The 24727-nt window shown below is 35.7% G+C and carries 17 protein-coding genes; 7 read left to right on the forward strand and 10 right to left on the reverse strand.

Features of this window, described 5'->3' with window-relative positions:
• Positions 1-35: 35 nt before the first annotated feature.
• Entirely contained in the window at positions 36-956 is a 921-nt protein-coding gene (locus H5V42_RS13360) for a sugar phosphate isomerase/epimerase family protein (RefSeq protein WP_229665628.1), read from the reverse strand.
• A 311-nt stretch (positions 957-1267) separates the two neighbouring features.
• On the opposite strand from H5V42_RS13360, the gene H5V42_RS13365 reads away from it, so the two are divergent.
• Positions 1268-2971, forward strand: coding sequence for a sulfatase family protein (locus H5V42_RS13365; RefSeq protein ID WP_185783680.1), 1704 nt, complete (start codon positions 1268-1270; stop codon positions 2969-2971).
• Between the two features lie 31 nt (positions 2972-3002).
• On the forward strand, positions 3003-4118 hold the full coding sequence (locus tag H5V42_RS13370; protein WP_185783681.1) for a formylglycine-generating enzyme family protein: 1116 nt from the start codon (positions 3003-3005) through the stop codon (positions 4116-4118).
• Positions 4119-4163: 45 nt separating this feature from the next.
• Here H5V42_RS13370 and H5V42_RS13375 read toward each other — a convergent pair whose 3' ends face one another.
• Genes H5V42_RS13375 through H5V42_RS13400 form a run of 6 tightly spaced genes read right to left on the reverse strand, consistent with a single transcriptional unit; the run spans position 4164 to position 12452 of the window.
• Positions 4164-5783 (reverse strand): sodium:solute symporter, encoded by a 1620-nt coding sequence (locus H5V42_RS13375; protein WP_185783682.1) that lies wholly within the window; start codon positions 5781-5783, stop codon positions 4164-4166.
• 36 nt (positions 5784-5819) lie between these two features.
• Positions 5820-6998 carry an aldose epimerase family protein gene (locus H5V42_RS13380; protein ID WP_185783683.1) on the reverse strand — a complete coding sequence of 393 codons (1179 nt, stop codon included), beginning with the start codon at positions 6996-6998 and terminating at the stop codon, positions 5820-5822.
• Between the two features lie 19 nt (positions 6999-7017).
• Entirely contained in the window at positions 7018-8523 is a 1506-nt protein-coding gene (gene araA, locus H5V42_RS13385; RefSeq protein ID WP_185783684.1) for an L-arabinose isomerase, read from the reverse strand.
• Positions 8524-8529: 6 nt separating this feature from the next.
• Positions 8530-9228 (reverse strand): L-ribulose-5-phosphate 4-epimerase, encoded by a 699-nt coding sequence (locus H5V42_RS13390; RefSeq protein WP_185783685.1) that lies wholly within the window; start codon positions 9226-9228, stop codon positions 8530-8532.
• Complete coding sequence (locus H5V42_RS13395) at positions 9215-10906, reverse strand: ribulokinase (RefSeq protein ID WP_185783686.1); 1692 nt, start codon at positions 10904-10906, stop codon at positions 9215-9217. The genes H5V42_RS13390 and H5V42_RS13395 overlap by 14 nt, the downstream gene beginning before the upstream one ends.
• 10 nt (positions 10907-10916) lie before the next feature.
• Positions 10917-12452, reverse strand: coding sequence for an alpha-N-arabinofuranosidase (locus tag H5V42_RS13400; RefSeq protein ID WP_185783687.1), 1536 nt, complete (start codon positions 12450-12452; stop codon positions 10917-10919).
• A gap of 179 nt (positions 12453-12631) precedes the next feature.
• On the opposite strand from H5V42_RS13400, the gene H5V42_RS13405 reads away from it, so the two are divergent.
• Entirely contained in the window at positions 12632-13321 is a 690-nt protein-coding gene (locus H5V42_RS13405) for an NUDIX hydrolase (protein ID WP_185783699.1), read from the forward strand.
• 8 nt (positions 13322-13329) lie between these two features.
• Here the strand turns inward: H5V42_RS13405 and H5V42_RS13410 are convergent, their stop codons facing one another.
• Entirely contained in the window at positions 13330-14001 is a 672-nt protein-coding gene (locus H5V42_RS13410) for a flavodoxin reductase (RefSeq protein ID WP_185783688.1), read from the reverse strand.
• A 104-nt stretch (positions 14002-14105) separates the two neighbouring features.
• Positions 14106-14534: a divalent metal cation transporter gene (locus H5V42_RS13415; RefSeq protein ID WP_185783689.1), complete on the reverse strand. Its 429-nt coding sequence runs from the start codon at positions 14532-14534 to the stop codon at positions 14106-14108.
• Positions 14535-15003: 469 nt separating this feature from the next.
• On the opposite strand from H5V42_RS13415, the gene H5V42_RS13420 reads away from it, so the two are divergent.
• The 3 genes from H5V42_RS13420 to H5V42_RS15270 all read left to right on the forward strand — a co-directional run bounded on the left by H5V42_RS13420 (position 15004) and on the right by H5V42_RS15270 (position 21716).
• Complete coding sequence (locus H5V42_RS13420; RefSeq protein WP_185783690.1) at positions 15004-16278, forward strand: ribonucleotide-diphosphate reductase subunit beta; 1275 nt, start codon at positions 15004-15006, stop codon at positions 16276-16278.
• A 3-nt stretch (positions 16279-16281) separates the two neighbouring features.
• The gene (locus H5V42_RS13425) at positions 16282-18072 is read left to right on the forward strand and encodes a ribonucleoside-diphosphate reductase subunit alpha (protein ID WP_185783691.1); all 1791 of its coding nucleotides are present in this window, start codon (positions 16282-16284) and stop codon (positions 18070-18072) included.
• A 251-nt stretch (positions 18073-18323) separates the two neighbouring features.
• Positions 18324-21716 (forward strand): PA14 domain-containing protein, encoded by a 3393-nt coding sequence (locus H5V42_RS15270; RefSeq protein WP_229665627.1) that lies wholly within the window; start codon positions 18324-18326, stop codon positions 21714-21716.
• 75 nt (positions 21717-21791) lie between these two features.
• Here the strand turns inward: H5V42_RS15270 and ggt are convergent, their stop codons facing one another.
• A complete protein-coding gene (ggt, locus tag H5V42_RS13435; RefSeq protein ID WP_185783692.1) occupies positions 21792-23489 on the reverse strand; it encodes a gamma-glutamyltransferase in 1698 nt (565 codons plus the stop codon).
• A 515-nt stretch (positions 23490-24004) separates the two neighbouring features.
• Between ggt and H5V42_RS13440 the strand changes: the two genes are divergently transcribed.
• On the forward strand, positions 24005-24406 hold the full coding sequence (locus H5V42_RS13440) for a hypothetical protein (protein WP_185783693.1): 402 nt from the start codon (positions 24005-24007) through the stop codon (positions 24404-24406).
• Positions 24407-24727: the final 321 nt, after the last annotated feature.

Below are 24727 nucleotides of genomic sequence, written 5' to 3' on the forward strand. Positions count from 1 at the left end.
CGTAGCGGGATTCAACATATTCTACTTGATATTGTTTAATCGAAACCGAATTTCTTTAATCCTTCTCTACTAATTTTAATTGCTTCTAAAGGCGATAAACCATCAAAGGTTTGGTCTTGCTCAACGCAGTAGAATTCCATTCCCGATTTCTCTTTTTGGGCTAAAATTTTACCAAAATCAATATTACCTTGGCCTACAGCTGCAAATCTACCTTGGTCATCCATATCTTTTACATGCCATCCTTTAAAACGCCCAGGATATTTATCAAAATAAGCTAAAGGATCAGCTTCAGCGGCAGTTACCCAATATAAATCCATTTGAAAGTTTACAAATTCAGGATTCACATTTTCCAACAAATAATCTATGGGTACTACCCCGTCTTCATTAGCTTTAAATTCAAAATCATGGTTATGATACAGTAATTGAAGGCCCGCAGCATTACATTTTTCACCAAGGGTGTTTAGAATAGCTGTCAATTCTTGTACAGTACCTTTCATACCCAAGGTTTTGGTCTCACGGTCAAAAGTGAACATACCCATTGGTGGTACAGGCACAACAAAATAGGTAAAACCAGCTGCCTTAACATCAGCTATCATCTCATCTGCATTATCGAGGGTTACACTACCTTGATGAGTACTTAAAGGTGTTAAACCCATGCCCTCTAATTTTGATTTAAAAGCCTCTGGTTCCATACCATAAAACTTACCATCATCATAACCTGCGGCTTCTACATAAGCATACCCGGCATCAACTACAGCTTCTAAAGTTGCATCAACATTGTTACCCATATCATCGCGCAGGGTATATAGCGCTAAGCCTCCAAATTTTTTAGCCATTACTTCTTTAGTTTCAGATTCAAGGGATTCTGCGGTTTCTTTTGCTTTTTCTTTACAGGAAAATACAATGATTAAAGCACATATTGTTAAAGATGTACGCATTAATTTATTGGTCTTCATATAATTAAATTTAGTTTTGCGTTAGTTTATTATTTTAACAAATCTAGCATTAATACTTAACTAGCATTTGTTACCACATAAAGCATTGTAATAAAAGTTAAATTTAGAAAACTATCATCCATTGCTATTGTCTCTATTTGAGACTTTAAAATTAAAGTAAGTTAAATTTATTCAACAAATTTTAATTTTTAAAGCCATTTACTGCGACAATGAAATTTTTTTAACCAAAAAAATAACATACTTTCATTACACCACATTAGGAGTATTTACAACCTTTATATTCTAATTAATTAGAAAAAACTGAATAACCAATGAAACTATTTCCAGTATACATTTTATTGGCTTTGCTGTTAGGATTTTGTAGTGAGTCAAAGAAAAAAGACTTAGAAAAGAAAAACGGCACCACTGAAAAGCCTAACATAGTTTTTATAATGTCTGATGACCATGCCTACCAAGCCATCTCTGCCTATAATAATAACTTAATAGAGACACCTAATATTGACCGTATTGCTAAAATGGGTATGCTATTTACCAATGCTAGTGTAACCAATTCAATTTGTGCGCCCTCTAGGGCAACTATACTTACAGGCAAACACTCTCATTTAAACGGTAAAATTGATAATGTCTCACCTTTTGATACTACCAATGTAACTTTTCCTCAATTACTACAGAAAGCGGGTTACCAAACAGCCATGTTTGGTAAACTACATTTTGGTAATAACCCAAAGGGTTTTGACCAATTTAAAATTCTACCGGGACAAGGTTCTTATTATAATCCCGACTTCATCACTAAAAATGAAGGAGAAATTCAAGTTCAGGGTTACGTAACTGATATTATTACAGACATGACGCTAGAGTGGTTGAAGAAAGAACGAGTTGAAGAAAAACCATTTATGTTAATGTATTTGCATAAAGCGCCTCACCGTTCTTGGTATATGGCAGAAAGGCATATGCAAGAATTTACAAATAAAACCTTTGAGGAACCAGAAACGTTGTTTGATGATTATGAAGGTATGCCCGCAGCCAAAGTTGCTGAAATGAGAATTAATGGTGATATGGGTTGGGCGGCAGACTCTAAATTGTATCCAGATGTAATGGATAAATTAGGTTTAAAAGAACAAATAGGATTTGACAAAAGAAGATTTAGCAATAGTTATGAAAGATTAGATTCCACGCAAAAAGCCAATTTTGATGCCGCATATAGACCTGTAGCAGAAAAGTTTATAAATGACTTTTCTAACATGACTGAAAAAGAAATTGCACAATGGCGATATCAACGATACATGCAAGATTATTTGGGTACCATAAAGTCTGTTGATGAAAATGTAGGTCGCGTATTGGATTATCTTGAGGCCAATAATCTTATAGAAAATACAATTATTGTGTATACATCTGACCAAGGTTTCTATTTGGGTGAACATGGTTGGTTTGACAAGCGCTTTGTATATGATGAAAGTTTTAAAACCCCCTTATTAGTTTCTTGGCCAAATAGAATTCAGCCAGGTAGTGTTTCTGATGAATTAGTTCAAAATTTAGATTTTGCGCAAACATTTCTTGAAGCTGCTAAAGTTGAACAACCAGAAGATATGCAAGGCAAAAGCATGCTACCAGTACTTACCAATGATTTGGAAAATTGGAATAGAGAAGCGGTATACTATCATTATTATGAGCATCCTTCAGAGCACAATGTAAATAGACATTATGCAGTGGTTACTAAAGACTACAAACTAATTCATTACTATTTTGATTTGGATTATTGGGAATTGATAGACCGAAAAAAAGACCCCTTAGAACAACATAATTATTACGATGACCCTGCCTATGCTACTGTAAAAGAAGCACTACATCAGAAACTAAACCAATTGCGCGAAGAATACGGAGATAGTAACGCCTTAAGTCAACAATATATAGATGATTTTATGCCATTAGCCAAAGAAGGTAAAGTATGGGGGGTAGAAGACCACATTTTAGAACCTATTGTTGAAAAATGGGAAAACATGAAACAAAAACAATAGAAAGTTATTTCTTTATACCCAAATTATTTACATGAGTAAATCACTTTGCTATTTACTAGCTATTTTTTTAGGCGTACTTATAGTATCCTGTAAAAACTCAACAGCTCAAAAAGAACAAACACAAAAATTAAAAAAGGAAAAAGTAGAACCTGTTTTAGAATTAAAAAGCAAACAACCAAAGGAAACTATTCCAGAAAACATGGTTTGGATACCCGGTGGAACTTTTATGCAAGGAGCTACTTCCACAGATAAAATGGCAATGGCCCATGAAAAACCGTCACATAAGGTGACTGTTGACGGTTTTTTTATGGACAAACATGAAGTTACCAATGCTCAGTTCTCAAAATTTATTGAAGCCACAGGTTATGTTACCGTAGCAGAACGCAAAATAGATTGGGAAGAAATGAAGAATCAGTTGCCAGCTGGTACACCAAAACCTCATGATAGCATTTTACAGCCTGGCTCATTGGTTTTCAAGAAAACAAAATCTAGCGTTCCAAATTTATATGATTACTCTCAATGGTGGGAATGGAAAATAGGCGCTAACTGGAAACATCCGAACGGACCCACTTCTAACATAGAAGGTAAAGAAAATTATCCTGTAGTTCATATTGCTTTTGAAGATGCAATGGCATATTGTAAATGGGCCAACAGAAGACTTCCAACTGAAGCCGAATGGGAATTTGCTGCTCGAGGAGGAAAAGCAGAAGCAATTTTCTTTTGGGGTGATGAAACAAATCAACTGAGATATTACGCTAACACTTGGGAAGGTGAGTTTCCTGTAAATAATAGTAAAGCTGACGGATATGAACGTAGGGCACCAGTGATGCAATACCCAAAAAATGATTTTGGCCTTTTTGATATAGCGGGTAATGTATGGGAATGGACAAGTGATTGGTATAATGCTAATTATTATAGTGAAATTGCAAATCAGCATTCTAACAATCCATCTGGAGCAAAGGAACCTTTCACACCTAATAATCCGTATGCAAAAGAGCGTGTTATCAAAGGAGGCTCTTTTTTATGCAGTGCCAGTTATTGTGCCAGTTATCGCATTTCTGCTCGTATGGCTACTAGTCCAGATTCAGGTATGGAGCATTTGGGATTTAGAACAGTTGCCACAGAAGAAATGCTGGTAAATAAATAAAAAAGGCCACATAAATGTGGCCAAAAATCTATATTATTTTCAGTTCTATTTTCCATTAAAGAATAGCATAATACCTGCGACAATAACAAGAATAATGATGGAAAGAACCACATCAAAAATACCGTAACTTCCTTTATTTTTTGATTTAGCTTCATCAGTTAACGTACCAAATGTTAAGTTGATAACTTTCTCCTTGGAGGGTGCTGCGGTTACTAAGCTAATGCCTACAGCCAAAATTACACATCCTAAGAAAAACCAAGCACCAAAAGTTAGATAGTTCATATCAGCCATCTTATAGAAAAAGCCATCTACATTCATAGATTCCTTTGCTAATTCTAATCCTAATCTTAAGAAACCTACAAACAACCCAAGCACTAAAGTTACTAGGGCTCCAATACCATTAATTCGTTTATAAAATATTCCTAATAAGAAAACCGCTGCAATTGGAGGAGCCACATACGTTTGAACTTTTTGTAAATATTCATATAAAACACCTGAAATATTTGCCATAATAGGTATCCAAATAATACCAATTATCACAGTAATTATTGTTGCTATTTGACCTGTGCGAACAAGTTTTTTTTCTGGTGTATTTGGTCTGAGTTTTTTATAAATGTCAACCGTAAATAAGGTAGAGCAAGAATTAAATACTGAAGCTAGTGAACTCATTAAAGCTGCCAATAAACCAGCAGCTACAAGACCTCGAAGACCAGAAGGCAATAAATTACTCATTAAAACTGGGAAAGCTTCATCCGGTGAATTCCAATGTAGCTCACCTTTCATTTTAAGGGTTAATGCAATAATACCCGGAATCAGAAACAAGAATACCGGTAGTAATTTTAATAACGCTCCAAAAATAGTTCCTCTTCTACCCTCTTTAATGTTTTTTGCCGTAAGCGCACGTTGTACAATATATTGGTCAGTACACCAGTACCAAATACCTACAATAGTACTAGAAATCAATAAAGACGGCCATGGAAAATCGGGGTCGGTAGCGGGCCTCCACATATTTAAATATTCTGGACCTACAGTAGCCTTTATTTCTGACCAGCCACCTACGTGATTATAACCTATTATTGTTAGCGCAGCTGCTCCAATTACAAGTACTATTGCTTGAAGTGTTTCAGTATAAACAACAGCTCGCATACCGCCAAGAACCGTATACAAACCTGTTAATACCACCGTGGCAATTGCTCCAGTCCAAAAATCGATTCCTAATAATGCTGAAACCACTACACCACCAGCGTAAATAGTTACCGAAATTTTAGTTAACACATAAGCGATTATCGAAAACACGGACAACACCCAACGCGAACGTGCATCAAAACGTTTCTCTAAAAACTCCGGCATGGTGAATACTCCACTTCTAGCATAGAATGGCAAGAACACCCAGCCTAACATTAGTACCAACCACGCATGGATTTCGTAAATGAGCATGGGTAATTTATCACCCGCACCGGCTCCAGCTAATCCAACCACATGTTCAGAACCAATATTAGAGGCAAAAATTGACGCACCCACCACAAACCATCCAACATTACGGCCAGCTAAAAAATAGTCTTCGGTATTGCTTTTTTTCTTTTTGATAATCCATACTGCGATACCAACTAGTACGGTAAAATAGACTGCAATAAATATCCAGTCTAAAGAGTCTAAGGTTTTCATTTTTGGTTGGTTGTTTGGTTAAATTCAGTTTTTAATTTATTTAGTTGAAAATTTAAAAATAGTTGTTGTGGAATAAATTTCTCCTGGATTAAGTCTTGTGGAAGGAAAATTTGGTTGATTTGGACTATCTGGAAAATGTTGAGTTTCTAAACAAAATCCAGACCTTTTATCATACCCCCCTTCATTGCCAGGTATGGGCAAAGAACCATCCAAAAAGTTACCGGTGTAAAATTGTATTCCAGGTTCAGTTGTAGATACTTCTAAAAATCTGCCACTTACAGGATCATAAGCTGTTGCAACTTTACGTAATGTTCCGTTTTCACCATTTAATACCCAGCAATGGTCATAACCCCCGCCTAATTTTAATTGTTTGTTATCATCATCAATATTTTGGCCTATGGCTTTTTGGTTTGTAAAGTCAAAAGGTGATTCAGTAACACTTCTAAATTCTCCTGTAGGAATTAACCCTTCATCAACAGGTAAAAATGTATTGGCATTTATCTGAACTTCTTGATTGTGAACATTCTTTGTAAAATCGCTAGAAAGATTAAAATAGGCGTGGTGTGTAAGATTTACAACGGTAGCTTTATCTGTTTCTGCTTTATAGTCAACAGCAAGTTCATTTTGGTTATTCAAAGAATAAATTACAGTAACTTGTAAATTTCCGGGATACCCTTCTTCACCATCTTTGCTAGTATAATTTAACTTTAGTTTTGACTCAGTTTCTCCTTCAATAGGTTCAATTTCCCATATAACTTTATCGAAACCAATAGTACCACCATGTAAATGATTTTCACCATTATTTGTAACAAGTGTATACGCTTTATTGTCTAAACTGAATTTACCTTTTGCTATACGGTTGCCATACCTACCAACTAAAGCTCCAAAAAATGGATTTTCTATAACGTAATCATCAATTGTATCGAACCCTAAAGTAACATTAGCAATGATTCCATTTTTATTGGGTACTCTTAAAGAAACTATTCGACCACCATAGCTAATAATCGTAACCTCCATACCATTAGCATTGGTAAGGGTGTACGCGTCAATCTGGGTTCCATCTTTCAATGTTCCAAATACAGATTTTTCAATTTTCATGGATTTGCTTGCTTTGGTTTCTAATATAGATTGCTCTTTGTTTTTTTGCTTACAACTTAAAAAAAACACTAAGGCAAAAATCGTAAAACCTATAAGTTTAGTTTGTTTTAATTTCATTTTATTCAGTTTACTATTATTAACCACGTAAAAAACCACTGTAATAAGCTTCATTAGCTCGAATTAAGTTTTTAAAATTTCGGATTTTAGTATCAGAGTCAATCACCAAAAGTTCAATTCCGAAGCTATCAGCAAAATCTTCTAAAAACTCTGACGTTAGTGCCTTTGTATACACTGTGTGGTGGGCCCCTCCTGCCAAAATCCAAGCCGTAGTTGCAATTTCTAGATTAGGTTTTGGATTCCAGAGCACTCGTGCAACAGGTAATTTAGGTAAATCTGCCAAAGGTTCAACTGCTTCAACTTCATTCACAATTAATCGAAACCTATTGCCCAAATCAACCAAAGATGCATTTAAACCAGAACCGGCAGGAGAATTAAAAACCAAGCGAACCGGGTCTTCCTTACCCCCTATACTTAAAGGATGTACTTCACAAGAGGGTATTGTATCGGCAATAGTTGGACAAATTTCTAACATATGTGAACCTAATACCAAATCTTTTACTGGATTAAAATGATAGGTATAGTCCTCCATAAAAGAAGTTCCACCCTCCAACCCTGTGGCCATAACCTTCATTACCCTGGTTAGTGCCGCTGTTTTCCAATCACCTTCCGCACCAAAACCATAGCCATCTGCCATTAACCGTTGCACGGCCAAACCTGGTAATTGCTTAAGGTCTCCTAGATTTTCAAAAGTATCGGTAAAAGCTTTAAAACCACCTTCTTCTAAAAACCTACGTAGGGCCAACTCAATCTTAGCGGCTTCAATAAGTGATTCTCTCTTGGCTCCATCTTTTGCCAATTCTGAAGCTAAGCGATATTCTTGCTCATAAGTTGCCAAAAGATTATTAATTTCCTCTTGAGATAAGCTCTCTATCTTTGATGTAATATCAGACGCGTTAAAACCATTAACAGACATTCCAAAAGTTATTTGGGCACTTACCTTATTACCCTCTGTTACCGCAACTTCTCGCATATTGTCACCAAAGCGAGCTACTTTAAGTTGCTGCATTTCATCTACACCAAGGGCAACACGGGACCAAAGTCCTATTTTTTGCTGAACACTTTCTGCTTTCCAATGGCCTACTATAACTTTTCGATTAATACGCATTCGTGACATCATATGGCCAAATTCTCGGTCGCCATGTGCCGATTGGTTCAAATTCATAAAATCCATATCAATATGCTCCCAAGGAATTTCTGCATTGAATTGGGTATGAAAATGACAAAGAGGTTTATGCAGAATTCTTAAACCATTTATCCACATTTTGGCAGGAGAAAAGGTGTGCATCCACATAATAATACCAATACAATTTTTTGTAGCATTAGCTTGTATGCACAAATTGGTTATTTCTAATGGTGTTTTTACAATAGGCTTAAAAACAATATTCAAAGGAATTACCTCTGAATTATGTAGTGCCTTTGCGATGGTTTCTGAATTTTGGGCTACTTGCTTTAAGGTCTCCTGACCATATAAATGTTGGCTACCGGTTACGAACCAAATTTCCTTATTTGAAATTTTAATCATAGTTTTTTATTGACCATAATAAGCGTTTTTACCATGTTTACGGTCGTAGTGTTTTTTTATAAGTAAGTTTTTTAATCTTGGTGCGTCAGGGTTAATTTGAATAGTGAGATAAGCCATCTGCGCTACAGTTTCTAACACTTTAGAATTATAAACTGCCTTTGCAGCATTATTGCCCCATGTGAACGGGCCGTGGTTACCTATCAACACCATTTCTACCTCTTGGTAATCTAGACCTCGTTCTGTAAAGCAATCTAAAATTTGAACTCCTGTATTGTGTTCATAATTACCAACAATCAAATCGTCGTCCATAGGTGATGTACAAGGAATATCTTTTGTTAAATGGTCGGCATGTGTTGTCCCAAAAATGGGAATATCTTTTTGTGCTTGTGCCCAAGAAACTGAATACATTGCGTGGGTATGAGCTATACCACCAATATGTTCCCAGTTCTTATAAAGGTAACAGTGGGTTTTTGTATCTGATGATGGTTTTAGAGCTCCTTCTACCACCATATTATCAAAATCTATTACCACCATATCATCTGGTCTTAAATTTGTATACGGCACACCGCTAGGTTTAATGGCAAATACACCCTTATCGTGGTCTACCGTACTAACATTACCAAAAGTGTAAATAACCAAGCCCAGTGTATGCAACTGCAAATTAGCTTCGAAACATTCTTGTTTCAATAATTTATACGATGACATCTTTACTTATTTTTTTAGTTAATTGTTCCACGAAAAATCCGAGTTTTTTGTAAGCTTCAATATGTTGTTTTAACTCGGTCACTGTGTCTGTTTGAGGAAAATATTCGGCCTCAAAATCACTCCCCATTACTTTACTGGCATTAATAACCGTATCATAAACACCAGCGGCTGTTGCTGCATAAATAGCAGCGCCCAGTGCAGGAGTTTGATTGGATTTTACCACTTTTATAGGTTTGTTTAGTACGTTGGCTAAAGTCTGCATAATAAAAGGAGATTTACGTGCTACACCTCCAATACCAATAACGTTGTGGATTTGAACACCTTCTTCCTCAAAACGATTTACAATCATTTTAGAGCCAAAACAAATGGCATTGACCAAAGCCTTAAACAAATGTGGTGCCTTTGTACCTAAAGAAATACCTGTAAACGCGCTTTTTAACTCTTGATTTGTATCTGGTGTTCGTCTTCCATTTACCCAGTCTAAGGCTACAGGAATTGCATCAGAAAGCGAAATTCTCTCAGCATGCTGCGCCAAAGTTTGAATAAAGTTTTTATCAATTTCTTGCTGTAGTTCTTCTTTTTGAGTTGCAGTTAATATGTCAGATTTCATGACTAAATTATCTATGGGCCAAGACAATACTGTTTTAAACCACGCCAAAACATCACCAAAAGCAGATTGCCCAGCTTCTAATCCTATCATACCTGGTATAACTGAACCATCTACTTGACCACAAATGCCTTTAACCGTATTGTTACCAATAACACTATATGGCGAAACCATAATATCACATGTTGAAGTACCCATTACGCGTACCAGAGAGTTTTTATCCACTTTTGCTCCAATGGCTCCAGCATGGGCATCAAAGGTTCCCACAGCAATAACCGTATTGGTGGTTAGGCCTAATTTTTGTGCCCATTGTGCATTTAGGTAACCTGCTATTTGGTCTGAGGTAAACGTATCTACATATAAGTTATCTTTTAGTTCTGCTAAATAGGAATCTAACTTTGAAAGAAAACTTTTAGAAGGTAAACCACCCCATGATTTATGCCACATGGCTTTATGACCTGCAGCACAACGACTACGTTTGAAAGCTGTTAAATCTTTTTGGTCGGCCAATAAGTAAGTCATATAATCACAATTTTCCATCCAAGTAAAAGCTGCATTCTTAACTACCTCATCTTCTCGTATTACATGTAAAATTTTTGCCCAAAACCACTCAGAAGAATAGATTCCCCCTTCGTATTTTGTAAAGTTCTCTCCTCCCCAATTTCTTGCCAAGTCATTAATTTCATTAGCTTCTTTAACAGCGGTATGGTCTTTCCAAAGTATAATCATGGCATTAGGGTTTTCTTCAAAACCTTTAGTCAACGCCAAAGCTTCACCATTTTCGGTGATAGCCATTGGTGAGGAGCCCGTAGTATCAATACAAATACCCAATACCTGCTCTGCAGATATTTTACTTTTTTGAATTACCGAAACAATCGTGGTTTGTAATCCTTCTATATGGTCTAAGGGATGCTGCCTAAATTGATTTTTTGTAGCAATACAAAATTTTTGGGCCTTCCATCTAGGATAACAAAATACTTCAGAAGCCGATTCTGTACCATCGGAAGTACTTATTAATACGGCTCTAACAGAGTCTGTACCAAAATCGAGTCCTATGACATATTTGTTCATTAAACTAGATTTAGTTTAGTTCAAGAACAATTAGCGAATGCTTTGGTATTTCAACTAGCATTATTCCACTTTTTATTTTAAAGTCTTTGAATTCTTTTGGTTTTACCTTTTCTGGATTTTCGAATGAATTGTAATCTTGTAATTTTTCAGATGTTAAAATTGAAGCGGAAGGTTTTTTTACCTGAAACCTACTTAAATCAATTTCAACAATATGCGATTTTTCTGGGTCAATATTTACTAACGAAATATGATAGCCTCCATTTTTATCTTTAGAAGCAGAAACTGAAATTACTGGTAGTCCCCTATATTTGGTATTCTCAACAATTGTGGTGGGTAGCAACTTAGCGTCTTGATGCACTTTATACATGTGCATAACATGATAGGTTGGCGTTTTAATCATTTTTTCTTCATCAGTCAAAATCACCGCTTGAAGTACATTTACCATTTGCGCCAAATTCGCCATTTTAACCCTACGTGCATGATTGTTGAACGTATTTAAAACCGTACCAGCGATCATTACATCTCTAATGGTATTTTGCTGGTACAATACTCCATTTTTAACTTCTGGTTCTGCATCATACCAACCGCCCCATTCATCTACAAACAAATCAACCTTTCCTTCAGGGTCATATTTATCCATAATAGCAATATGTTTGGTAACATATTCGTCCATGTTCAAAGCTTGCTTCATTGTTTTAAAGTAGATTTCTTCATCAAAATTTATCGATGGTCCTTTTGCATTCCAATCGAAAACAGCATAATCATGAAGTGCTACGGCTTCCATTAAATTGAAAGGAACATTTTTCATCAAGGTTTCAGTCCAATTATAATCATCTTCAGAAGCGCCAGACGCAATTCTGTAAATACCGTCACCATTACCCCAATCTGTCATAAACGTGGCATATTGCCTATAAATGTTCGCGTAATATTCTGCGGTCATATTACCACCACAACCCCAAGTTTCATTGCCTACTCCCCAATACTTTACTTTCCAAGGTTTTTCTCTGCCATTTTCTCGACGCCAGTCAGCCATAGGGCTTATTCCATCATGCGTAGTGTATTGTATCCAATCTGCAAGTTCTTGAACCGTGCCACTACCTACATTTGCAGACAAATATGGTTCGGCTCCCAACAACTCACATAGATTTAAAAAGTTATGCGTTCCAAAACTGTTATCCTCTGTAGTACCTCCCCACCAACGGTTTACTATGGTAGGCCGTTTTGATTGAGGTCCTACCCCATCTTTCCAATGGTAAGTGTCTGCAAAACATCCGCCTGGCCATCGTAGGTTAGGAATGTCCAATTCTTTTAAAGCAGCAATAATGTCGTTACGAACCCCTTCTGTATTGGGAATTATTTTGTTGTCTTCACCAACATAAAGGCCTTCATAAATACACCTGCCTAAATGTTCTGCAAAGTGCCCATAAATATGTTTACTTATTTGCGGAGCATCTTCTGTTTTTTCAATTTTAATTTTTACCTGAGCACTTATACCTTGAAATATTAAAAGTTTTAAGCATAGTAATAATAATAGTTTCGAGTTCATCAGTTAGAATTTGATAAATGGAATTGAGTTAGGTTGGTACTAATTTAGCACTATAAAATATTAAGTGTAAAAAACACACTTCTAAATTAAATAAATAAGTTAGACTTTAATTTATTTTAAGTGTTAAATTCAAACTTATTGTTTAGTATTGAATAAATTTGAGGAATAAGACTTAAATGATGTTACACTATTATGAAAAAGAAGACCAGGTTTTATTAGCAGTTGATTGCATCATATTTGGTTTTGACGGTAAAAAATTAAAACTTTTATTGGTCAAGAGAAATTTTGAACCCGAAAAGGATAAATGGTCCTTAATTGGGGGGTTTTTAAAGAAAAATGAAAACTTAGATGAGGCCGCTGCAAGGGTTTTGAAAGCGCTTACAGGTTTAAAAGAAGTTTACCTAGAACAGCTACATACATATAGTAATGTAAATCGTGATTCTGGCCAAAGAACAGTTTCAGTAGCCTATTACGCGCTTATTGATATTGCTTCCCATCAATTTGAGGGAATTTTACTAGATACAGCAAAATGGTTTGATGTTAAATTAATTCCAGATTTAATATTTGACCACAATCAAATGGTTGATGGTGCAATACGTAGATTACGTAGAAGGGCTCAGACCAAACCCATTGGCTTTGAATTGCTACCTAACAAGTTTACTATGAAGCAACTGCAACTACTTTACGAGTCTATTTTAGATAAAAAATTAGATAAACGAAATTTCACTAATAAAATTAACACGTTAGATGTATTAGAAAAACTTAATGAAAAAGATATGACCGAATCTAAAAAGGGTTCATTTCTTTTTAAATTCGATCAAATAAAATATTCTAATAAAGTGAAAGAAGGTTTTAGCTTTAAAATTTAATAACCTTTTTAACTAAAATCTTCCATAACAACTTTATTTTTTGAAATTCCTAGAGCTTCCAAATCCTTCAAAATAGCTTTCATCATTAGTTCCGGGCCACATAAATAATAATTGTCTTTGTCTAAATCGGCATTACGTTTAATAAAATCTGCATTTATAAAACTATGCTCATATTTACTATTTTTCTCTTCCGATAGAATGTTAGTAAAATCATTAGCTAAAGTTCTATCAAAAAAAGCCTTTTCAATAATATCACCTTCTCTCTTATTGGCAAATAATAGCTGATTATCTTCTATTGCATTTTCTTTTTCTAGTTTCTTAAAAATAGATAAGAATGGGGTTATACCAGCACCTCCTGCTATAAATACACCAGGACCTTTGTACTTAATTGCACCCCAAGAATCTCCAATGATTAAATTCTCACCCGCTTCAACCGTTTGTATTTTATCTGTAACACCTTTATGTTTTGGATAAACTTTTATAGTGAACTCTAAAAACCCATCATCGGGTAGGCTAGTAAAAGTAAAAGGTCTTTTTTTGTCTCTCCATCCCTCTTGGTCTATGGCCACCTCAGTTGCTTGACCTGGAGTAAAAGAATAGTTACTCGGTCTTTCAGTTTTTATGCGAAGAACATCAGGGGTAATAAATCCGGTTTCTTGTACTTTGATATTATATTCCATATTACTTCTTTTTATCTTAAAATAAGATGCAATACGAGAAATTAGGTGCTTAAACGATTAAGATATTAGTTCTTATGCTTTTTAACTTAGGAATGTAACGCTAATCAACCGCTGAAAAACTCTAAAACCGCTACAGCCCCATTGTAAGAAATAATACAAGCAAAAATTAAAGCAAGAACTAAAACTATATTTAGTACTAAATGTGTTTTGTAGCCCTGCATTAACTTCTTTTTATTAATTAAAATTAGAATACCTAAAATAACGAGCGGTAATACAAAAACATTAAAAACTTGCGACAAAATTTGCATTTGAATAGGATTAGATCCAAAAACAGGAACTATCAACGCAAATAAACAGGCTATTGCTGTTATTGTTTTAAATTGATTTGAAGAGGTGTCTAGTTCACCAGATTGATAATCTGCTAATAAAATTGGTGCAATTAACAAACAAGGAAATATAGATGATAAGCCAGCGCTCAAGGTTCCAAAAAAGAACAGGGTAAGTGCAAACTTAATAATAACATTGCTGAACATTATATGGTTAAAAATTCTGGTGTAATAATCACTACTGAAAATTTACCACTTAAACTAATGTATTAAAAAACTAAAAGGAGTTTGTTATGGTAATATTTCAATTTAGTAAAGAAGTTTTTTTAACTGTCTTAGCTTCTAAATTACTTGAAGTTTATTGCTCTTTACCTACCTTTTTTTAGACATCAACACATAGTTAAAAATACGTTAAATAACCTGAATCTATCTTCTCATAGTGTTGTTTTACAAGTCACTTTTTGTTTAAAGTTTGATTCAAGTCTAAATTAAAAAAAGAAAATATTTCCTCCCTAAATAGAATTGTAACTAATTGATTTACTGTGTAATGTGTTTAATTTTTTCAAATTGTTGATAACCTTGTTGACATCCAAAATGCAAACACCTAGAATAAATGTGAACATTTTGTGAATTTTACAAAACCGTTTAACTAACGGATAAAAATATCACTCGCTTTATGGAAATAACTCACATTACTAAAAGAGATTTTAGTACGCAACCTTTTGCGCTCTACAAAATCACCAACGCTATTTTAAAAGCCATGACCGCGGTAGAACACGGGCAGATGGCAGATGCTCAAAAAATTGCATCAGAAGTCAACACCATTTTATTAGAACGAAAAGGTTTTGATGAAGGGTATACACCAACCGTAGAAGAGGTACAAGATATTGTTGAGCAACAATTAATGCTAAGTGAGTTTAAAGATGTTGCCAAGGCGTATATAATTTACCGAAATCAACAAAACCTCAACCGTAAATCAAATATTTTTGAAAAGCGTATCAACCTAAAACCTTACGAGTATCCAGAATTATACGAGTATGTACCAGCAATAAGACATTCGTACTGGATACATACAGAGTTTAATTTTACTAGTGATATACAAGATTTTAAATCACGATTGACAGAGGTTGAGCGTAGCGCAATTACTAACACCATGTTAGCTATTTCGCAGATTGAGGTAGCTGTTAAAACCTTTTGGGGAGATCTACACCACCGCATGCCTAAACCAGAGATTGGGTCCGTGGGGGTAACTTTTGCAGAAAGTGAAGTACGCCACCATGATGCATATTCGCACTTATTAGAGATATTAGGTTTAAACAAAGAGTTTGAAAATCTAAAAAAGAAGCCCGTAATAATGAAAAGGGTACAGTATTTAGAAACTGCCCTAAAGAATGCAAAAAGTGAAGACAATAGAGAATACGCAGAATCTGTACTGCTTTTCTCTTTATTCATTGAGCATGTGTCATTATTTTCTCAATTTCTAATCATTATGGCCTTTAACAAGCATAAAAATATGCTTAAGGGTATTTCTAATGTGGTAGAAGCCACCTCAAAAGAAGAACAAATACATGGTGATTTTGGTATTGACATTATCAAAATCATTCAAAAAGAACAACCAGAATGGTTTGATGAAACTTACCATTTAACAATTCAACAAATGTGTGAAGATGCTTTTACTGCTGAAAGTAAAATTATCGATTGGATTTTTGAAGAAGGTGAATTGGATTTTCTTCCAAAAGCGGTGGTGAATGAATTTTTGAAAAATCGTTTCAACAACTCTTTACAAAGCATTGGAATCAGCAAAATATTTGAAGTAGATGAACAATTGCTTTCGCAAACAGAATGGTTTGACGATGAAATAATTGGCACAAAACACGGCGACTTTTTTGTAAAGCGCTCCATTAACTATAGCAAAAGAACACAAAGTATAACAAGCGACGACCTTTTTTAACAGATGAAAGAGAACACAATACACCCTAAAACAGAGACGGTGCAAAATAAAGCATCAGACTCTTTGGTAAACGCCAGAAAAGAAACCCTATCACAACTTAAAGACACCACTGAAAATGGTAGTTTTGAATGGCTAAATGAATATAGCCGTAAGTTCTTAGAATCAGGTTATTTAACAGAAGGTACAACTCCTGAACAACGCATACGTGAAGTAGCAGAACGTGCCGAAGAAATTTTACAAATTCCTGGTTATGCAGACAAGTTTTATCATTACATGTCTGAAGGGTTTTATTCTCTAGCTTCTCCAGTATGGTCAAACTTTGGTAAAGAACGTGGTTTACCAATTAGTTGCTTTGGTTCTCATATAGATGATGACATGGGTAACATTCTCTATACCCAATCAGAAGTAGGTATGATGTCTAAATTAGGCGGTGGTACATCAGGCTATTTTGGAAAAATTCGCCATAGAGGGGCACCAGTAAAAAATAATGGTTATGCCTCTGGCGCGGTTCACATTATGCAGTTGTTCGAGTCTATGGTAGATGTTGTTAGCCAAGGGTCTGTGCGTAGAGGAAGATTCTCACCTTACTTGCCCATTGAACATAATGATATTAAAGAGTTCTTGGAAATTGGTACAGAAGGTAACCCTATTCAGCAATTAACACATGGGGTTACAGTGACCAATAAATGGATGCAAGAAATGATAGATGGTGATGCTGAAAAACGTACTATTTGGGCAAGAGTATTGCAAAGTAGAGGAGAAATGGGTTACCCTTATGTATTCTTTACAGACAATGCTAACAATGGCGCGGCAGACGTATACCAAGATAATGACCATAAAATCTATGCAAGCAATCTTTGTACAGAAATTATGTTACCATCAAGCGATAATTGGTCTTTTGTATGTGTACTGTCAAGTATTAATGTGTTGCATTATGATAAATGGAAAGACACTGATGCTGTAGAAACCATGATATACTTTCTTGATGCTATTATTACTGAATTCTTAGAAAAGTTAGAACGCTACAGAGACTCTGAAGATAGAGAAGATCGCCAAACCTTCTTATTTATGGAGCGTGCTTACAACTTTGCCAAAGAAAATAGAGCTTTAGGTTTAGGTGCCTTAGGTTGGCATTCTTTCTTACAGTCTAAAAAATTAGCATTTAACAGTCAAGAAGCATATAATTACAATAGTGAAATTTTTAAGTTGATTAAAGAGAAATCATACAAAGCATCAGAGGAACTGGCTGAACGTTTTGGAGAACCAGCCGTTCTTAAAGGTTATGGTAGACGTAATGCCACATTGAATGCTATTGCGCCTACGACTTCTTCAGCATTTATTCTAGGACAAGTTTCTCAAGGTATAGAACCTATTTGGTCAAACGTATATGTAAAAGACATAGCTAAAATTAAAGTGACCATAAAGAATCAATACCTTCAAGAATTATTGGAAGAAAAAGGTATGGATACTACAGAAGTATGGAGAAGTATCCGTGACAGAGATGGTTCTGTACAGCATTTAGATTTTCTTACTGATGAAGAAAAAGATGTTTTCAAAACCTATTCTGAGATAGACCAAATGGATATTATCTATCAAGCTGCTAACCGACAAAATCATATTGACCAGGGGCAGTCTGTAAACATCATTGTTCATCCAGAAATGCCAACAAAAGACGTTAACAAACTCCATGTAACTGCTTGGAAACTGGGCTTAAAATCACTATACTATCAACATAGTATGAATGCTGCACAAAAATTTAAGCAGAAGAAAGATTGTGTTAGCTGCGAAGCTTAATCTTTACTACTAAAGTTATTTAAAAGCATCCTAATCAAGGATGCTTTTTTAGTTTTACATTTTCCTTCCTCATTAAAAATTTATCTTCCAACCAGAAAGAAATCTCAACGGATAACAATCTAAGATATAACCTACTCTGAGTATCAGAATATCACTTTTCATCAATTCGCCACTTTTATAATCTACTTCGCAACATAACTTTTATTCTATAAGCTTCCAGAATTAGCTTTATACTGCCATAAAACCACTGCATGTACCCATTAAAAAACCTACTTTTTCTAATAGTAGTCATTTTTTTAAAATCTTCATTAAATGGACAGACTACAGTATGGTCAGAAAACTTTAATACTTACCCTAATGGAACAGAAAATGGAAACGCAGTTGGTATCGCAAATACTGCTTGGACCACAACATTAACTGGAGAAGTTTGGGTACAAAATAGCAGATTAGAGGCAAACAATACGGGTAGTGAGGGTATCTGGCAAACAGACGTAATTAACATTATTGGACTCGATAATATAACCCTCTCATTTTCTTTAGCAACTCAAAATAATACTAGCTTATTTGAACAAGGTCAAGACTATTTTATAGGGGAGTATCGTATTAACGGTGCTGCCAGTTGGACTAGTTTCGAAAATGCTTCAGGAGATTCCAACCCCAGTGACCCATTAAATTCTTCATATAACGTTACTATCCCTTCCGGACAAACATTAGAAGTTAGGTTTCGACTATTTAATACTGCTAATGATGAGTTTTATTATATTGATGATATTTCCATTTCGGCAGACTTACCAACATGTAGTAACCAAGTTGACTATGAGTTTTATGATGGTACCCCTTCGGGTGCCACAGTTGATAATATTCCTACATCAGGTGGGTTAGGCTACGGTCAAATAAATACCTTTAATGTAAATACGCTTCAGAACGCTGTAGACCCCGGAGATACAGACAGCTTTGGTATTCGTTATAATGGTTATATTCAAATTAGCACCGCTGGAAATTATACATTCTACACTAGTTCAGACGATGGTTCTAAACTATTCATTGACAATACAGAAATTGTAAATAACGATGGTAATCACGGCAACAGAGAGCGTTCTGGCACTGTCAACCTAACAACTGGATTACACGCAATCAGGGTATTATTTTTTGAAAACGGAGGAAATCAAATTTTAACTGTTTCCTATCAAGGTCCTTCAATTTCAAAACAAAACATACCCTTTTCAATCTTGTATTCTGATTGTTCAACCGAATCTTCAGACATTGATAATGACGGTGTTACTAATGATTTGGATTTAGATGATGATAATGACGGAATCTTAGATGTTGATGAATGCGGTAGTTCAGCAGGTAATTTTGTACAAACTGCTTCTAACATTCAGTATTTCAGTAACGTCACAAATGCAGAAGGTAACCCAGGTACTACTTACGCTCAAAACCCAACCACTTGGCCAGGAGGTAGTTCTGTAATCTTGCTGCAATTTCCCGAGGCATTAAGTGTAGGTACTCAGGTAAGTGTTTTTGTCGGTGCTGACCCAGCAGTATCAGATTCAGATTTACAAGTTCAACGTTCAACTTCAACTGGAGGAAATAACGGATACTTAGCAGATGGCAATAACACCCTTCCGGGTAGTATAAGAGAATTAACATTTACAGTTACAAACAATCCTTTGCAATACATAAGAGTTGAAGCTTATAATCAAGGTGCGCGTGTATATGGAGCCAGTTATGGTGGAGCATTTGATTGCGCAACTTTTGATACGGATGGAGATGGTATACCAAATAAAAATGATTTGGATAGTGATGGAGACGGCATACCTGACAATGTAGAAGCACAAACAACCGTTGGTTTTACTCAGTCTAGCGGAAACGATTCTGATAATGATGGTGTGGATAATAGCTATGCTGGCGGAATAACTCCTGTTGATACCGATGGTGACGGAACACCAGACTTTTTAGATTTAAATAGTGATAACGAAGGTCCTAATGACACCGTAGAAGCAGGGCTATCTTTAGATAATCTAGATGCTGATAACGATGGATTAGACAATGCCTATGATGCCATAACGGGTTATGGTGACCCTTCTGGCACTATTGACGATCCATTAAACGGAAGCAGTGGTTCTGTTTTATTTCCAGATGCTGATTCTGATGCAACAATTGGTGGTGATGTTGATTTTAGAGATGATGTTACAGCACAAAACAGTCCTCCTGAAATTACCGCAAGCGGTAACCAACAATATTGTCCCGGAACAACTATAAACATTGCAGAAAGTGTTTCTATAACTGATGTTGATACTACCACATTAGGTGCCGTTTACATTCAGATTACGGCTAATTATGATAATGCTAATGATATTTTAAACCTGACCGGAACACACAGTAACATAACTCCCAGTTGGGATGTTTCTGAAGGAAAGTTAACGCTAATGGGGCCTGCAACTTTAGTAGAGTTTGAGACTGCAATTCTTGCAGTTACTTTTCAATCTACCGCTAGTTTTTCAGCTGGTGAAACACGTAACTTTTCTATAGTTCTTAATGAAGCTAATTATTTAATAGAAACCGGACATTATTATGAGTATGTTCCCGCTCTTGGAATAACATGGACAAATGCCAGAGATGCCGCGGCTGCAAGAACCCTTTATGGGTTACAGGGTTATTTGGCAACAATTACGTCACAAGCAGAGCAAGATTTAATGGGAGAACAAGCTTCTGGTGCAGGTTGGATTGGAGGTAGTGATGCAGCCACTGAAGGTGATTGGGAATGGGTTACAGGTCCAGAAGCTGGAACTTTATTCTGGAGGGGACGAGGAGATGGAACAGCTTTTGGTTACAGTTTTTGGAACAATAACGAACCCAATCAATCTGGAAACGAAGATTACGCCCATATTACTGACCCAAGTGTAGGTCCAATGGGTTCATGGAATGATTTGACTAACACAGGTGCCAGTAGTGGCGCGTATCAGCCAAAAGGCTATCTGGTTGAATATGGCGGTTTACCAGGAGACCCTCCTGCCCCGGCAATAGCAGCGGTAACTTCTATTTATGCCGATAATGAAGCTCCAACAGCGAGCAACCCTTCATCAATTACGGTGTATTGTTCTGCTGATATTCCAGCAGCTGATATCAATGTAGTAACTGATGAAACTGATAATTGCACCACAACACCAACTGTAACCTTTTTAAATGATGTTTCCGATGGAGGTTCAAATCCTGAGACAATAACACGAACTTATGAGATAGTAGATGAGATGAGTAATAGCACCACCGTTACTCAAATTATTGAAGTTTATTCAGTTTCCATAACAAATCAACCAACAGACCAAAATATTCTAGTGGGTCAAAATGCGGTGTTTTCTGTGAATACAACTTCTGCAGATTCTTTTACTTGGCAAGTAAGTACAGATAACGGAGCTACATTTACAAACCTAACCAATACTACAATATACTCTGGACTAAACAGTAACACCCTTACAGTTAATACACCTGATTTAACATATAAGAATTACCAATACAGAGTTCTAGTTAATAATTCAGCTTCGGTAAGTTGTGCCGATGTAATTTCAAATACCGCCACATTACAAATTGGTGTTTCAACCGTAATTACAAACAGAAGAATTACTACTCGGATAAATCAAAAATAGTTTTAAACACAGTTCGCACAAGTTGAAGAAAGTAGCTCTTTTGCTTGCCTTAGTATTTAAAATACCTAAAGCTATCTAATAACCCGCAGCCTGACCATCTTTTCTGCTTTCAGAAGCACCATGATACACTTTGTTTTCATCATCCCACAAAATGGCTTGGTAGCCTCCATAAATACCACGTGCTACCCCTATTTTGTGTCCTTTATCCATTAAACCTCTAATTGTTGAATAGGGTATGCCCGACTCTGTTCGTATTAAGCCAGTATCTTCGGTTTCAGCGCCCATAGGGCTTGCGCCACCTGTATGGTCCCATCTTGGAGCATCACCTGCTTCTTGAATATTCATACCAAAATCAACAATATTCATTACAATTTGTGTGTGCCCCATGGGTTGAAAATCGCCTCCCATGACACCAAAACTCATAAAAGGCTTACCGTCTTTAGTCATAAATGCAGGTATTATTGTGTGAAAAGGTCTTTTTCTTGGTTCGTATGTATTGGCCTGACCAGATTGTAAACTAAACAGCTCTCCCCTATCTTGAAGCATAAAACCTAATTTTGGAGGTGCCATACCTGAACCCATTCCACGATAGTTACTCTGAATTAATGAAATCATTGTACCCTCGTTATCAGCTACAGTCATGTAAATAGTTTCACCTGCAGATATTTGGCCTGCAGCATAAGTGCCAGCACGTTCTGAAATCTGCGCCCTTCTTGAAGCTGCATATTCATCTGAGAGCAATTGTTCAACAGGTACATCAAAAAAATCCATATCCGCATAGTATTTTGCTCTGTCTTCAAATGCTAGTTTTTTAGCCTCTGTAAACAAGTGTAAGTGTTCAGGGCTACCAAAAGCAATGTTTGAAAAATCATAGCCTTTTAAAATCTGAAGCATTTGTAAAGCTGCGATACCTTGACCATTTGGTGGCAGTTCCCAAACATCATAACCTCTATAATTAATTGAAACAGGTGCTACCCATTCTGATTTATGAGCCGCGAAATCTTTGGCAGAAAGAAAACCACCTTGCGCTTTAATAAACTCACCAATTGTTTTGGCAATGTCTCCTTTATAAAAAGCATCTCTACCCCCTTCTGCAATTGCGGTATAGGTTTTGGCTAGATAGGGATTTTTATAAATTTCACCCTCGTTAGGTAGTTTTCCACCATTTTGGGTAATGTACGTTTCTGTAATATTTGGAAAACCTTTTGATTCAAAAAAAGGAACGGTTCTTTGCATGTACCAGGCTATTAGTTCTGTTAGCGGAAATCCTTTTTCAGCATAATTAATTGCTGGGGCTAAAAGCTCTGTCATTGGTTTAGTTCCAAATTTATTATGAAGTTCAAACCAACCATCAACAGCTCCTGGTACACTAACTGGTAAGGGTCCAAAAGAAGGAATTTTTTCCATTCCCTCTTTTTTAAAGTAGTCGAGCGTTAATGTTTGAGGAGAACGCCCACTTGCATTTAGACCGTAAAGTTTCTTGGTTTTTCCATCCCAAACAATGGCAAACAAATCTCCACCAATACCGCAACCAGTAGGTTCCATAAGTCCTAATGCGGCATTCGTAGCAATAGCAGCATCTATAGCATTACCACCATCTTTTAATATATCTAAACCTATTTGAGTAGCTAATGGATGACTAGTAGCAACCATACCATTTTGCCCATAAACCACGGAACGGGTGGCAAAAGTTTCACCTGTAATTCGGTCTTGAGCAAGAGTTACTCCAAAGGATAGTAGAAGTAAAAGTAAATAAGCGGTAAATGTTTTCATATCGAGTTTTTAAGTTGATAAGGTATAAATTGAAATCAATAGATACAACTCGCCTTTTACTAATTTGAATTTAAAAAAATCGGTAAAAGTTAAAGTGAAGAATAAATAAAAAAAAAGCCTGATATTTTCATATCAGGCTTTTTATAAGTCGGGGTGGCAGGATTTTTGCCACAACTCCAAATATCTGATTAACAATATATTAGCAATGTTAATTTAATTGATTAACCGAACTCTTGTCAATGTTCAAATCAATACAACTTTCAGCAAAAAATATTAGGCTTTTGCAACCATAAAAGTAAGTTAATTTTGATAATTAATATCATCAAAATTTAATATATTGTTTTAATCTTTTAATTATATAACCTTTAGACTGTTTAGCACCATTACAATTAGATTTGTTGGTAAAATAAAGAAAACCTCTTTTCATCGGTTTTATAGCTATATTGGGGGTATATAGATGTATTTTACATCTATATAAACAAGTTGTAAAACATATAAACCGACCGCAAAAACAAATGAAAGTTTACGGAAAATGTAAAAAATGTAAAACTGAAATCGAATATTCGACAAGTGCGAATACGAGAGTTGAATTTGCAATGCAAGATGGAGAAAACAAAACTCTGAATTGTAAAAATTGCGGAATAAAAACGGAATTTCACGTTGACGAATTATACACGAAAGAATCAAAAATTGCTCAAATTGGAGCGGGACTGATTTTTTTAATCGGAACACCATTAATGTTCTTTTTTGTAAATCCAATATTTTCTGGAAGCCGAAATCATTATGTGATTTATGTTGTTGGCGGATTTTTACTCGTGCCTGTTATTGCTTACGGAATTATAAAAAAGCAAGACCAAACAAGAGTAAGTTCATTTAATCGAAGTAAACTGAAAGGTCGAATTCATAACATCGGATGAAAAAAATACGTTTTACAACAATGTATAACCGCAATTACGGCGGATTCGACTACGTCCGAATCCACTCGGAATTGCTAACGCCAGTTCTAAACCGAAAAACAGTAACTTAAAACCCGTAACTGACGGTTATACGAGACCGTCAGACTGTCTCAAAACTCATCCCTTTATCACCTCAATTTACTTTGTCAACCTGATGATATTTCGTAACTTAATGTATGGAATACCAACAAGGACAAGACCGCTCGCAACTTACCCTTTACAGTAGCTGTTTGGATGATATGGTCGGTCAAGAAAACACCGTCAGGGCCATTGATGCCTTTG

The organism is Croceivirga lutea, assembly GCF_014235875.1.
Classification (GTDB): Bacteria; Bacteroidota; Bacteroidia; order Flavobacteriales; family Flavobacteriaceae; genus Croceivirga; species Croceivirga lutea.

Coding starts and splice junctions, on each gene's coding strand:
- H5V42_RS13360 (WP_229665628.1), bottom strand. CDS start 956: ATGAAGACCAATAAATTAATGCGTACATCTTTAACAATATGTGCTTTA.
- H5V42_RS13365 (WP_185783680.1), top strand. CDS start 1,268: ATGAAACTATTTCCAGTATACATTTTATTGGCTTTGCTGTTAGGATTT.
- H5V42_RS13370 (WP_185783681.1), top strand. CDS start 3,003: ATGAGTAAATCACTTTGCTATTTACTAGCTATTTTTTTAGGCGTACTT.
- H5V42_RS13375 (WP_185783682.1), bottom strand. CDS start 5,783: ATGAAAACCTTAGACTCTTTAGACTGGATATTTATTGCAGTCTATTTT.
- H5V42_RS13380 (WP_185783683.1), bottom strand. CDS start 6,998: ATGAAATTAAAACAAACTAAACTTATAGGTTTTACGATTTTTGCCTTA.
- araA (WP_185783684.1), bottom strand. CDS start 8,523: ATGATTAAAATTTCAAATAAGGAAATTTGGTTCGTAACCGGTAGCCAA.
- H5V42_RS13390 (WP_185783685.1), bottom strand. CDS start 9,228: ATGTCATCGTATAAATTATTGAAACAAGAATGTTTCGAAGCTAATTTG.
- H5V42_RS13395 (WP_185783686.1), bottom strand. CDS start 10,906: ATGAACAAATATGTCATAGGACTCGATTTTGGTACAGACTCTGTTAGA.
- H5V42_RS13400 (WP_185783687.1), bottom strand. CDS start 12,452: ATGAACTCGAAACTATTATTATTACTATGCTTAAAACTTTTAATATTT.
- H5V42_RS13405 (WP_185783699.1), top strand. CDS start 12,632: ATGTTACACTATTATGAAAAAGAAGACCAGGTTTTATTAGCAGTTGAT.
- H5V42_RS13410 (WP_185783688.1), bottom strand. CDS start 14,001: ATGGAATATAATATCAAAGTACAAGAAACCGGATTTATTACCCCTGAT.
- H5V42_RS13415 (WP_185783689.1), bottom strand. CDS start 14,534: ATGTTCAGCAATGTTATTATTAAGTTTGCACTTACCCTGTTCTTTTTT.
- H5V42_RS13420 (WP_185783690.1), top strand. CDS start 15,004: ATGGAAATAACTCACATTACTAAAAGAGATTTTAGTACGCAACCTTTT.
- H5V42_RS13425 (WP_185783691.1), top strand. CDS start 16,282: ATGAAAGAGAACACAATACACCCTAAAACAGAGACGGTGCAAAATAAA.
- H5V42_RS15270 (WP_229665627.1), top strand. CDS start 18,324: ATGTACCCATTAAAAAACCTACTTTTTCTAATAGTAGTCATTTTTTTA.
- ggt (WP_185783692.1), bottom strand. CDS start 23,489: ATGAAAACATTTACCGCTTATTTACTTTTACTTCTACTATCCTTTGGA.
- H5V42_RS13440 (WP_185783693.1), top strand. CDS start 24,005: ATGAAAGTTTACGGAAAATGTAAAAAATGTAAAACTGAAATCGAATAT.